Raw genomic sequence first — 11,903 nt, 5'->3', positions numbered from 1 at the left:
ACAGCCATTCCCGCCAGGTGCCACGGCAGGCGGCCAGCCGGCCCGACAGCCACGCCTCGATCCCGTCGGCGAGCTCGGCCCGCAGTGGCGGCGGGCCGGCGACGGTGAGCAGGTGCAGGTGGCCGAGCAGGGTGGCGTTGTCCACGATGTCCCCGCCCGGTCCGAGGTCGGCCGACCCCAATACCGCCCGACCCTCCGGGGCGCGGTAGCGGACCCGGGAAGGGGCGAGCAGACCGAAGGCCAACCCAGCGCGGGCGAACATCGTCGGGTCCAGCTGGGCCGCCAATCGACCGAGGCGCACCGACAGGGTGCCCACCAGCGCACGCACCTGTCCGGCCTCGCCCGCTGTCACTGGTGCGGTGGGCAGGTCGGCCGGCAAACGGCTAAGCGCGTCGGTGACCATCCGCGGCGCGGTTCGGCCGCCCATGGGTGCCGCGACCTGGAGGAGCTGATCCGCCGGGTTGTGGTGTAGCTCGGCCAGGTCGTCCATCAGCGCCGCCAGCAGCTCGGTGAGCATCGCCGGATCGGCCCGTAGCCGGCCAGCCAGGCTGGTACCGGTCACCCATGGAGTGAACATCACCCCGTCGCGGTATGCGACGGGAGTCGCGACACGCAGAGTGCTGTAGGTGGCCAGGGCCTGGAGCTGCTCGGCTTCCCGCTCCGTCCGACTCTGCGCGCCCTCCTCCGTGGCGGCCAGCACGGTGGTGAGAGCTTCGTGGTCACCCTTGGCCATTCTGGTCAGGTCCGATGCTTCGGGGCGCACTGTCGCGCACAGGGACCTGCCGTCCACACTGACCTGGCGTCGAAACGCGCCATCCACGGCGACGGTCATTCTGAATGCCACGTCCGACCGCGGCCACAGTCGAGCGACGGCGGCGGCGATCCGCGCCTCGGCCTTCGCCACCAGCCGCCGAACCTCGAGGTCGGACAGCCGGGCCTGGCCCGGCGAGGACAGAGTCACCAGATCCGCCCGACGCCGGCGTAGACCGCCAGCCGATCCTCGGTGGTGGTGCGACGGCGCTGCCGGTCCTGTTCCCAGCCCGGTAGGAGGACCAGTCCCGGTTCGACCAGCGTGCAGTCGTCGAAGAATTCCAGCACCTCGCGGCGGCTGCGCAGCTGGAACCGCGCGGTCGTACGCCGATAGGTTTCGGCGGCCTCGACGACGTCCTGGGACTGCCCGTCGCCGGTCGCGTGGGTCAGGACCAGGTAGCTACCGGCGGGCAGCGCGTCCCGCAGCTGCGCGACGAGCTGCTGCGGACCGGTGTCGTCGGGGAAGAAATGCAGGATCGCGACGAGCAGTAACGCTACCGGCTGTGCCCGGTCCAGCATCGCGGCGACCCGCGGATCGTCCAGAATCGTCCGGGGGGTCGGCGAGGTCGGCCTCCACGGCGGCCGCGCCCGGGGTTGACGTGAGTAGGACCTGGCTGTGGGCTACCACCACCGGGTCGTTGTCCACGTAGACGACCCTGGTGTTCGGGGCCTGCTCGCTGGCGACCTCGTGGACGTTGCCCATCGTCGGCATGCCCGACCCGATGTCCAGGAAGTGGCGAATGCCGGCCTGGCCGGCGAGGAAGCGGACCGCCTCGCCGAGAAAGAGCCGGTTGACCCGGGCGCCCTCGCGGATACTCGGCGCCGTCCGCTCGATGTTCGCTGCGGCCTCGCGGTCGGCCGGGAAGTTGTGTGCCCCGCCGAGCAGCGCGTCGTAGACCCGTGCCACGTTCGGCCCCTCGACCCTCACCGGGTCGGCGCTGTCGGCGCCCATCAGGAATGACCCTGCGAGAAGCGGCTGGGTCCGGCGGAGAGGGCGCTCGAGCGGAGAAGCCGGGCCAGCGGCTCGGTATCCTCCGCTAGGTCGGGGTGGCCGCGGTGCGTTCTACAGTCGATCTCCGCCATGGGCCCGGTCCTCACTGTCGGTAGGCAAATCGGGATTGTTACACGATCGCCTGGACAGCGGTAGATCGTCATTCCCGCCATCACGAACAAGCCGTTCCACGCAACAGAACCCCGCTGACCTGGCAGAACATCCGTGAAGGCGGTCATCTCTTCGTAGCGGGGCCTGTCTTTCTCCACGTGTGCATCTGGTCAGCTGGACTCGTCCGCGCGCAACGAGGCCGTGGGGCAGGACCCGGCCACGGGTGGCTGTTCGCCGACCTGGCGTCGATTCCCCTCGTCCAGGCCATCTACCACCAGGCACTGCTGAGGCTGCTCGCCGTGTCCTGACCTACCGCCGGCGTCTGGCGTAGACAGCGATCGGCACCTGCACGTGGAGGCACGCCGTCGGTGCGCTGGCCGGCCCGGTAGCAGGGTGATGGGGAGATGCTCGGACGAAGAGAAGCGTTCGACGGGACGTGTCTGCCCAGCTCAGGGCCGGCGGGACGGTGGAACGAGTCCTTCGTGGTGGTGGGAATGTTCTCGGTCTGCCTGGCGGCCACGATGGTGGCGATGCCTCCCGTCCCACTGCCCCACTGCCCTCGGTGATAGTTCAGGAGAAGGCCCATGCGTGCGCTTGCCGCACCCCATCAATCTGTCCCGCGATCGGACATCCTGCCCCTGAGGAAGTTCCACGTGCTTGGCCGGCGCGCGGTGAAGCGGCGGGAGGTCAACGCCGCCGGTGAGGCTGCGTTCCCCTGCGACGAGAGAGCGGCCGGGCGCGCAAGCCGGCGCGGCGTCGCGGTGCGTGTCCAAGGCCGGGAGACGTTCAGGTGAACGCGGTGGATGTTGCCGTCAGATGCTTCTTTGTTGCGCAGTCGGCGCTGCTAGCCTTGTATGTCATCGGTGGCGCGCGGGGGATTTCGCGCCGGCTGCTGGTGCGGGTGATCGCCCCGCGGGCGTGCTGTGCGTACACCGCACTCGCCGTCCTCGCCTTGATACGGGGCAGACAGATGTCCGGTGGTGTCTACGGCTTCCTCGTGGTCTGGTGGGCTGTCGACTGGTGGCGCAATGGCCTTCGCGACGCCGCTCGCCTGGAGAACCGGGGCGGGGCGTGCAGTCCCTGACCGTCGACGCCGTGGGCGTCGGCGGTGGCTGCCCGCGGTGGTGCCAGCAGCTGCCCGGGCATCTGCACCTGCGTGACAACGGCGGTGATTTCCACACCGCTCTGGTCGCCGCGATCGATCTGCCCGCGATCGAGGGCCTGCGCGGCGAGGCCGCGGTTCATCTCACGCTGAGCCAGTACGTGACGGGGATGACGCCGGGAGAGCCGGTGATCGCCCTGGATCTCAGCGGCGAGGAGGACGGCGGCATTGACGGGCTGACCATCGCGGAAGCGAGGAGGATCGCGGACGCGCTGTACCGCGCCATCGCCTTGCTCGGTGGCGCTTGGAGTCCTGAGGACGCGGATGTTCGCGCGTAGCGGGGTGGCACGCGCCCACCGTGCGCTCGGCCGGTCACGGCCGACCGGGTGGGGCCGCGTAGACGGGCTGGCCTCGAGGTCCTGCCCGCTTTCTCCGTCCCGCGTCGGACGTCGAGATCGGCTGGTCGTCGCCCGCGGTGGGGGACGCCTGGTGAGGGACATGACGCGGGCGTCGGAGATCATCACCGGTTTTCTGGGRCGCCCACCGGATGGTCCGTACGAGCCTCGATCTCCGATCGAGTTCCCCCAGGGGTGGCCCGTCCACGAGACAGGCCATCGTGGGACGGGGGCCGTCGGGGCGCTGGGTCCGGTCAGTGAGCGGTCTCCGCGGGCCGGCGGGAAGGGCCTTGCGGTGACCTCATACTCTGACAATGCCGATCCGGCGGTGCTGGACATGTCCATCGCGCACCCGGCTCGGATGTACGACCTGTTCCTCGGCGGGAAGGACCACTTCCTGGCCGATCGGGAGGCTGCGGAGAAGGTCAGGGCCGTGTTCCCCACGATCGCGACGACGGCGCGGGCGAACAGGGCGTTCATGACCCGGGCCGTCCGAATGCTCGCCGCCGAGCGGGGCATCTGCCAGTTCGTCGACGTGGGAACGGGCATTCCGACGTCGCCGAACCTGCACGAGACCGCCCAGGCTCTGACCCCCGACGCCCGGGTGATCTATGCCGACAATGATCCGATTGTGCTTGCCCATGCCCGGGCGTTGCTCGCGAGTTCGGCGCAGGGCCGCACGGCCTATCTGGACGTGGACCTGCGGGACACCGACCGGATCCTGAACGCGGCCGTGGTGCGGGACATGCTCGACCTGTCCGAGCCGGTCGCGCTGTTCCTGGTCGCGATCCTGCATTTCATCGCCGACGAGGATGATCCGCACGGGATCGTCCGGCGGCTGCTCGGGGCGTTGCCGTCTGGCAGCTACCTGGTCCTGAGCCATGTCACGGCGGATCTTGATCCGTCGGCGAGCAGGGCCGCCGAGCAGTACCGCGCCCATGGGATCACCGCGCATACCCGGACGTGTGCCGAGGTCGAGCGGTTCGTCGACGGGCTGGACGTCGTCGATCCCGGGGTGGTGGTGGCGCATCGCTGGCGGCCGGACGGCGCGGAGCCGGTTGAGGTGAGCGACGCGGCGGTGAGCCTGTTTGCCGCTGTGGCCCGCAAGCCGTGAGCGCGTCGGGCGGTGAGCGTCGTCGGCCCGCGCGCCCCTGGCGGTGGCGGCATGGGCGCGGCGGTCGCGGACGCGGCGGCGATTTTCTCGAGGACGGGTGGGTGCCGGACGGGGACCCCGAATGGGACCTGGCCCAGGACATCTCCGGCGCGCTGCACACCGGTGATCGGCTGGCGGTCGTCGTCGGTCTGGTGGCCGTCGTCCTGATCGTGGCCTTCATCGTCGTCGTCACGCTTCTCTGAACGGGGGATGGCCCGGGGGCGCCGGCCCCATGCGGCGAAACCATTCCTTTCCGGTCGTCTCGGTTGTCGCCGTCCTGTCAGAGGTCCAGCTCGAAGGGCGGGTCCGGTTCACCCGCCGCCGGTGGGGGTGGACCGGGCCCGTCGGCGGTGGGGGCGGTGGTGATGTCGGGTACGTGGGCGGCGGCGAGGGCGGCTTTGGTGAGATGTGATTCGGCGCCGTCCAGTTCCACCGTCGAATGCTGGGCGAGGAGGGTGGCGAGGTCGGTGTCGGAGCGACGCAGCGCGGCTGTCAGCACGTCCGCTTTGACGTCGATGAAACCGTGGGCGGCGTCGATGATCCGTACCGTGTCGCCGTTGACGGTCAGGAACGCGGGTCGGGTGGCCGCGTCGCGGCGGAACCAGTCGAAGGTCGGTGCGGGGAGGTCGGGGGAGTCGGGGTCGAGCGTCACGTCGAAGGAGTGGAGCGGCCGGGCGGGATAGTTCACCGCAGGTCCCAGCGGCCCTCGGGTGGTGGTGGTGAGTTCTCGGAGGGCGACGAGGATCTCGTCGTCTGCCAGGGGAAGGTCTGCGGTGGCGCGGGCGTCGAGGATGGCGTCGATGGTCGGCCAGGCGGTTCCCGCGATGGGTTCGACGTCCAGGGCGGAGATCCGTACGGTGCTGGTTTCTCCGTCGGGTTGGATCTCGTAGATCAGGTCGTCGCGGCCGATGAGGGCGCGGGTGACGGTGCCCTGGTCGATGTGGGGATGGTCGATGGTGCGGATCCGGGCGCCGTAGGTGAGGACGATCGGGGCGTTGGGGCCGTCGAYSGCGGTGTCCGGGCCKTSCAGGGTGGGTTCGACGAGRYGKTCSGGGGASGYCAGGGTGTGGTCGAYGTGGTGGTKSCGGWAGGGGTGKCCGGGSAGGTCGTAGACGTCGGGWCGCCAYAYGTAGTGMAGGKTYCCGGTGYTGTCGCGKGCGGTGGTGAYGRYSGTGCCSAGTGMGGYGGTYSCGTCCGYGRMGCCSYGTGCYYGGATGCGGGTGCCGGGYGGGTASGGKGSSRCCGGKAYGGCGAGSGCKGYCTGGAGGKCGGCGAGRTCGTYCTGGAGGAAYGYGRTCTGSCGSGCGGTGTAGCCGCGGGSGGCYCGTTCCCAGGACAGSMRCTGCYSGGCGAGGCGGCGMAGGGCGKYGTCGGASRKCGGGTCSAYGGTKGTCAGGTCGAGGTCSTSGCCGGCGAGGATGATGCGGCCGTCGACCCAGACGCGGTAGGCGCCGAGGGTGAGCCGCGGGCCGGGTTCGCGGGTGGGGGCGGTGCCGAGGATCTCCAGCCGGTACTGGTGGTTCTCCCAGCTGCGCACGGGTGGTGCGGCGTGCTGGAGCTGGCCGTAGGTCCGCGGGCCGTTCTGTGGTGTGTATACCCGGTGGTGGCGGCGGGGGACGGTCTGGCTCGGCTCGTCGGGCAGGATCCCGCCGGATACGAGCGGGAACTCGCCGGGAGCCAGCCAGTCCAGTGACGCGGGGGCGCGGTCCCTGCGCAACGCGAGATGGACGTCGAGGGGCAGCGCGAACCCGAGTTCTTCTTCGACCTGCCAGATCGAACCGCGGATGTGTCCGCGGGGACGGCCGTCGCTCTGCTGCTGGTAGAACGCGACGATCTGGCCAGTGGGGGACGGTTCCCGGAACAGACGCCAGTGCCCACCGGCCGTCTCCACCACGACACTCGCCGACGACGGCGAAGGCGACGTCACCGCGATCACCGCCGCACACGGATACGGGACGACAGACGCGACCGCCGCACACGAAGGTTCATGACGGATGAAGTGCAGAGACCTCCGTGGCCGGAATGCCCCGCGAGTTCCGGGGAACTGGGGCGTCTGCCTGCACCGCACCTGCCTGACGTGAAGCAGATAGATAATCAACGATGTTGACAGCGTCGGGCGGCCATGCATGCAGAAGCGGGCGCGGACGGGGTGATCGGCGCCGCCATCGGCCCACGCGCCTCGGGCGGTAGTGGCGCGGGCGCGACGTTCCGGGCGCGGCGGGGACCCGAGTACCGGCGGGCRCCGGGTGGGGATCTCTCTCCGTCGTCCGATCAGAGATCCAGGTCGAAAGGCGGGCCTGGCGCGTCGGGCGGCGGTGGCGGCGGGGGGACTGAGGCCGTTGCAGCCTGCCGTAGGTCTGCGGACCGGACTGCGAGACCTACACCCGGTGGTGCCGGCGAGGAACGACCAGACTCGGGTCGTCGGACAGSGCGCCGCCGGACACGACCGCGGGTTCGCCGGGAGGCAGCCAGTCCGGTGGCGACGCGGCCGCGTCGTCGCGCAACGCGAGATGGACGGCGAGGGGTAGCGCGAAACCCGAGCTCCTCTTCTACCTGCCACGCCGAACCGCGTACCTGCTCTTGCGGGCCGCCGTCCTTCTGCCGTCCTTCTGCGGCAGGTAGCGGGCGACGGCTCGGCCGCCAGGGGACGGTTCCCGGAACAGACGCCACCGCCCACCGTCCGTCTCCACCACGACACTCACCGACGGCGGCGGAGGCGGCATCATGGCGATCGCCGCCGCGCGCCGATTCGAGACGACAGACACGACCGTCGGTCACAAAGGCTCACAACGGATGAAGCGCAAGGTCCATCGCGCTCGGAACAGCTGGATCCGCGGGTCGTCCGATGCGCGTCGATGGAAGAAGCGCTTGCTGGCTAGGGTTCAGGGCGTGCCGGGATCCCGATCTCGCTGGTGGCGGCGATGCAGCGACGTCGTCGCGGGGAAGATGCCGGGGAACGGGCCGCGATGGCCGCGAGTCCATCGAGGAGGCGGGCATCCCATCGACGCCGACGGCCGACGCCGGACAGCTCGTCATGCACCAGGACTGCGGATCGCGCGTGAAGCCGGTGCCAGGGTGGTGAGATAACGAATCTCGCACGCAAACCCGTGCCGAGGCACCCTCGATTCGAGGAACATCGTTTCTCCGTCGCGAGAGCCGCTGGCGGCCATTTCATTCCACGTATTCCGCGCAGCCCGGCCCGGTGGGTCGCGTGATCGACCAGCCCAAGGTGATCGGAGCGATGGTGGATCTGCGCGGCAGTGCCCACGTGCGGGGGTGTTGCTCGCACCTTTCGTGTGGTAATCGGCCTGATCTTCCGGCGAGCTCGTTTCTCCGACCAATCAAGGGCGCTCGGTGACATGCGGGGGCGTCCAAGCGGCAGCGAGGCCAAGGCGCGCTCGATCTCGGTCGCGCTGGGAGATGTGATCGTCGGTCAGATCTCCGGCGGCATGCCTGGCTGGTCCGCCTCCCAGCGGGCGGCCTTCTCAGCGACCGTCGCGGTTCGCGAATGTCTGATCCAGTTTTCACGGACCCGCGACAGCCTCCGGTGCGTACCGGCTGAATCCGCTCGTATCTGTCGAACGGCGGGGGTTACCGGTCGCTCTGTGCGGAAGGAACCGGTGGAACCTGGTCGCGCGAACGGACACGTCGGCCTACGTGCTTACCGACGCACTGGCCCATATGGTCACGACCGTAGACCGAGGCCCGCATTTGACGGGACTCGACGCGATCATCGATCGCCGCGCCGCGACTCCGGCCGCCAGTCCCTAACCCGTCGCGCACCAGCCCTCAACCGCAATGGTCGAAGCACCAGCAAGTCGACCGCCGCGTTGCCGATGCTTCATGTAAGCGTTCGGAGGCGGGCTATCTCATCAGTGTCGGCTGTCAGGCGGGCAGTCAACGCTCGTTCGATGATGTTTTGTACTTCGTCGGCGGCTGATCGGATCTGGTTCCCGGTGATGTCACCGACCAGGGGCTTGTAGGAGTTGGGGAGTAGGCCGGTCAGGTGGTCGAGACCGTAGTATGCAATCTGAAGTGCGCGACCCGCCGGTAGGCCCCATTTAACATGTCCTGTGGCCACGTCAACCGTATTGCCGAGCACTTCGAGTAGCGCCTCGATCGCGGCAGAGTTCGCGGGAAAATCGCCGGTATTCATCCCATTGCTAACCATCGGAACATAGGTACCAGTCAGCATCGTGAGCGCCGCTTCCGCGTCGGAATCTGATGGTCCGTTGCGCAGGAAGACCTTGGCCCGGCCATCCGCGTCGAGCCTTCCAAAAGCGACCTGACGGACGTCCGTCAGGGTGACGGCGACAGGATTCGCGAATCCCAGGTTCTCGAACAGGGTGAGAGTTGCCGCAGAAAGTGGGAAGTCGTGCGGACTTGACTTGTAGCCTTCGATCTCTTTTTCATCCGCCCATTTCGCGTAGCCAGCTAGTCGATGYAGGGTGCGCCTAGCGACACGGTTTTCGCCCGCGTTTACCTGCCCGGGTAGATCCGGGGYGATCCCTGCCATAAACTTGAAAAGACGGCCGAGGCCGTGGCGCTCGGCGATCGAATCAGCGACTGTTCCCAGGATCGTCAAGTCATCAACGTCGTAACCGCTTGATCCTGCTTCAAACAGTCGATGTTCCACGTAGGCTTCGACTTCCGCTGTGAGGAAGCCTCGGGCGGCTTCAATGACGTCGTCGTGCTGCTCAAGGGTCCAAGGTCCGGCGATTATTTCAGCGAYCGCCCGGTCGATGTAGGCGGCGCGCCCTGCAGGTGTTCCTCTGCCGATGAGGTACCAGGAGATACTCTCGATGTCGGCGATGGTGGGTTTCTTTTTCTCACCTTCAGGCCAAACGAAAGAATTCTTGTCGGACGCCGGGTGGACGCTGAGAAAACCCGACTGGAAAGCGTGTCTGAGATAACTGTAGCAGTAGTTGGGCGTGAGGGGACGCCCCCAGGCCGGGCTCGCGGAAGCGGGTATCGGATCGGAGCCCGGAGCATACCGCGCCAGCGCATTGAGTACCGTGAGGCAGGCTGTGTTGCAGCGCCGTAGGTCCTCCACAAAGACGGGCGTTTCGACGACGGGAAAGAACCTCGCCACGGCACTGTCGATGACGACCGGCTCAGGTGCGGCTATCGGGCGATCGCCCAGGTCGCTCGCGGAGGCCGTGGCCGCGGAGTCGGAGAGCGCGACGCACGTGCTACACCGGTCAAACAATTTATCTTGCAGCTGATATCGACTGGTTGCGACGAAACTACCACCGCACTCCGCGCAGTCTGGCTTCTCATATGTAGCGACGCAGAAGGACCGAATGTATTCGTCGATCCGGCCGCTCCTCCCCCTCGCCTTGGCCCTGGCCCTCAGGTCGGTGACCTTGACGGTCCACACGGGATGGCCCGGGAGATGAGTGCCGGCCGGGTGCTGCCAGTAGTCGAGCGCCATGCGCGCGTCGTCGGGATCCTCGGTGCTGATGGTGACAGTTAGTAAGGGAAGTCGAAAGACTCCTGGGGCTTCGACTGCATTCGGGTTGGTGTCAGCTGCCTCGGTCGAGGAGCCAGTCGTTTTCCGCATGTGAGTATTCTCTCGTGTTTCGCACCTACGCGGCGGCTGCCGCGCAGGCCAGGGAGTAGTCCCGTAATAGATCGGGGTCGACGTGACCTGGGCGAACCGTGGTAAATCTGGCTGCGATCAAGGTTCGACGCAGCTTGACGATCATGTCTTCGAAGGACGGTTCGGTCTTGCTCTCGTACCACGGCTCAGCGAGCCGGCGGGCGAGCACGTCCTCGGGCTGGTAGCCGTGCAGGGCATACCCGATGATGACCAAGGTCTGCACCAGCATGCCGAACGGCACGGTCCGCTCGACGGCTTTGGGTACCCGGTTGCGGGCCTGCCCGACACCGGTCTGCTGCTTGCTGGTGGCGTTGGCTGGCTCGATCGACCATCGCACCGCGTAGCGCCCGACCACCCCGGCGGCGGTGGCGGTCGTATCGACGGTGAACAGCGCCAGGTCATAAGGCCTGACCGAGCCTTCGTCACGGACCAGGACACACCGGCCCACCGTGTTGCCGAAGCTGCCGTACCAGATGCAGGGCACCTCGGCGAGAAGGACCGATTCGGTCTGGCCGTACCGGGCAACCGTGACCTTCTCCCAGTCGGCGACCTGCGCGGCCACGGCGGCCGGCCTGCCGAGCCTGGCGCCTTTGAGTGCGGGCCGCCCGCGCCTGCCGGTGCGTGGCGGCGCCAGTGGTGGCCGGGATCACGTGGACGACCCGGCTGCCGGCCAACGCCGCGCTGTACGACAGCGGCTTGCCGTGATAGGCGGCGTCGCCAACCCCGTGCAGGCGACGGCCCGGGAACTCGGCCGCGATCAGCCCCAGCAACTGTCCGGCCAGCTCGACCGGGCTGGCGGTGCCTTTACCCGCCCACAGCCGGAACAACACCGGCAGGCACACCGGGGCAGTGCAAAACGGAAGCCGGACCACGATCCCGGCCACCACCCACCGATTCCCCCGGGCGATCTTCCGGCCGCCTTGGGCCGCGCCGTCATGGGTCCAGAACGCGTGATGGACCTTGCGACCCCACCGTTTGAACAGCGTGTCGTCGACCACCACCGTGACCGGCGCGTCGTCATCCACCAGCCGCTGCACGACGAGCCGCGCGGCGATCAGCCCCAGCTGGTCGACGTCCCACACCGCGTGGGAGAAGAACCGGCACGCGGCATGAAACGAGATCACGCCGGCCATCCGCGCCCCGGACAGCATCCCCACCACACTGCGCCGTCCGGTCTGCGCCACCATCCCGGTGGCCAGCACGGTGAACAGCGTGAACGTGCCCCGGCGGCGAAACCCCAGACGGAACATCTCCAGCAACACGGCCCAGGACGCCGGCAAGGTCACCGCCGGACCCTATGAAACCGGTCGTCTCCTCGACGTAGGCGACACGCCGCACCCGTCCGTGACGCGCCCCGCGGGGGCCCATCATCAACGGCGTGCCCGACACACCCAGCCCGCGCACCCGCACCGCCGTCACCGAGCGGATCATCGCCCACGTCACCCGTGGCTGGCCGCGGCTCGGCGAGCCGGTCGTGCGCTACCGCGGACAGTTCTGCTACGTCAGCGCGGTCCTGCCCGGCCATCGCGACCCCACACCGATCCTGCGCCTGCGCTACCAGGGATCCGCCGACCACTGGGCCATCGCGATCTACCTGGCCAGCGACGACCGGTACACCGAGTCCGAACTACCTGCCTCCTTCGGACCCAAAACCGGCACCCCGGAACAGGGCATCGATCACACCTTCATCCTCTACGCGGGTCCCAGCTCTCACCACTGACAGCGCCCAGCCCCACCCG

The 11,903-nt window shown here is 68.5% G+C and carries 13 protein-coding genes; 6 read left to right on the top strand and 7 right to left on the bottom strand.

The window, feature by feature from the left end:
* The 3 genes from KBI5_RS18405 to KBI5_RS18400 form a co-directional block, all read right to left on the bottom strand.
* On the bottom strand, positions 1-961 hold a 961-nt coding region (locus KBI5_RS18405), incomplete at its 3' end, for a hypothetical protein (RefSeq protein WP_085015950.1).
* Positions 958-1,329: an SAM-dependent methyltransferase gene (locus tag KBI5_RS28455; RefSeq protein WP_277870115.1), complete on the bottom strand. Its 372-nt coding sequence runs from the start codon at positions 1,327-1,329 to the stop codon at positions 958-960. The genes KBI5_RS28455 and KBI5_RS18405, both read right to left, overlap by 4 nt.
* Complete coding sequence (locus KBI5_RS18400) at positions 1,211-1,762, bottom strand: SAM-dependent methyltransferase (RefSeq protein WP_277870114.1); 552 nt, start codon at positions 1,760-1,762, stop codon at positions 1,211-1,213. The genes KBI5_RS28455 and KBI5_RS18400 overlap by 119 nt, the downstream gene beginning before the upstream one ends.
* A 949-nt stretch (positions 1,763-2,711) precedes the next feature.
* On the opposite strand from KBI5_RS18400, the gene KBI5_RS18395 reads away from it, so the two are divergent.
* The 4 genes from KBI5_RS18395 (at position 2,712) to KBI5_RS26490 (ending at position 4,765) form a co-directional block, all read left to right on the top strand.
* On the top strand, positions 2,712-2,996 hold the full coding sequence (locus KBI5_RS18395; RefSeq protein WP_133057078.1) for a hypothetical protein: 285 nt from the start codon (positions 2,712-2,714) through the stop codon (positions 2,994-2,996).
* The gene (locus KBI5_RS18390) at positions 2,984-3,352 is read left to right on the top strand and encodes a hypothetical protein (protein WP_085015948.1); all 369 of its coding nucleotides are present in this window, start codon (positions 2,984-2,986) and stop codon (positions 3,350-3,352) included. The genes KBI5_RS18395 and KBI5_RS18390 overlap by 13 nt, the downstream gene beginning before the upstream one ends.
* A 352-nt stretch (positions 3,353-3,704) precedes the next feature.
* On the top strand, positions 3,705-4,523 hold the full coding sequence (locus KBI5_RS18385) for an SAM-dependent methyltransferase (RefSeq protein WP_277870113.1): 819 nt from the start codon (positions 3,705-3,707) through the stop codon (positions 4,521-4,523).
* A 101-nt stretch (positions 4,524-4,624) separates the two neighbouring features.
* Entirely contained in the window at positions 4,625-4,765 is a 141-nt protein-coding gene (locus KBI5_RS26490; protein WP_157902546.1) for a hypothetical protein, read from the top strand.
* 77 nt (positions 4,766-4,842) lie between these two features.
* Here KBI5_RS26490 and KBI5_RS25920 read toward each other — a convergent pair whose 3' ends face one another.
* Positions 4,843-5,250, bottom strand: coding sequence for a hypothetical protein (locus KBI5_RS25920; protein WP_133057077.1), 408 nt, complete (start codon positions 5,248-5,250; stop codon positions 4,843-4,845).
* 828 nt (positions 5,251-6,078) lie between these two features.
* Here KBI5_RS25920 and KBI5_RS26485 point away from each other — a divergent pair.
* Positions 6,079-6,255 (top strand): hypothetical protein, encoded by a 177-nt coding sequence (locus KBI5_RS26485; RefSeq protein ID WP_206745266.1) that lies wholly within the window; start codon positions 6,079-6,081, stop codon positions 6,253-6,255.
* 2,148 nt (positions 6,256-8,403) lie between these two features.
* Here the strand turns inward: KBI5_RS26485 and KBI5_RS18375 are convergent.
* The 3 genes from KBI5_RS18375 to KBI5_RS18365 are packed head-to-tail and all read right to left on the bottom strand — an operon-like array spanning position 8,404 to position 11,450.
* Positions 8,404-10,125: a hypothetical protein gene (locus tag KBI5_RS18375; RefSeq protein ID WP_133057076.1), complete on the bottom strand. Its 1,722-nt coding sequence runs from the start codon at positions 10,123-10,125 to the stop codon at positions 8,404-8,406.
* A gap of 25 nt (positions 10,126-10,150) precedes the next feature.
* Entirely contained in the window at positions 10,151-10,612 is a 462-nt protein-coding gene (locus KBI5_RS18370; RefSeq protein ID WP_085015945.1) for a hypothetical protein, read from the bottom strand.
* A complete protein-coding gene (locus tag KBI5_RS18365; RefSeq protein WP_085015944.1) occupies positions 10,587-11,450 on the bottom strand; it encodes a transposase in 864 nt (287 codons plus the stop codon). The genes KBI5_RS18370 and KBI5_RS18365 overlap by 26 nt, the downstream gene beginning before the upstream one ends.
* A 92-nt stretch (positions 11,451-11,542) precedes the next feature.
* Between KBI5_RS18365 and KBI5_RS18360 the strand changes: the two genes are divergently transcribed.
* Complete coding sequence (locus KBI5_RS18360) at positions 11,543-11,884, top strand: hypothetical protein (protein ID WP_085015943.1); 342 nt, start codon at positions 11,543-11,545, stop codon at positions 11,882-11,884.
* The last annotated feature ends 19 nt before the right edge of the window (positions 11,885-11,903 follow it).

The sequence above is a fragment of the Frankia sp. KB5 genome, from assembly GCF_002099325.1.
GTDB classification, from domain to species: Bacteria; Actinomycetota; Actinomycetes; order Frankiales; family Frankiaceae; genus Frankia; species Frankia casuarinae.
The sequence above is the reverse complement of the archived record's forward strand: the minus strand, read 5'-3'. Positions and strand labels throughout refer to the sequence as shown.

Coding starts and splice junctions, on each gene's coding strand:
- KBI5_RS28455 (WP_277870115.1), bottom strand. CDS start 1,329: ATGCTGGACCGGGCACAGCCGGTAGCGTTACTGCTCGTCGCGATCCTG.
- KBI5_RS18400 (WP_277870114.1), bottom strand. CDS start 1,762: ATGGGCGCCGACAGCGCCGACCCGGTGAGGGTCGAGGGGCCGAACGTG.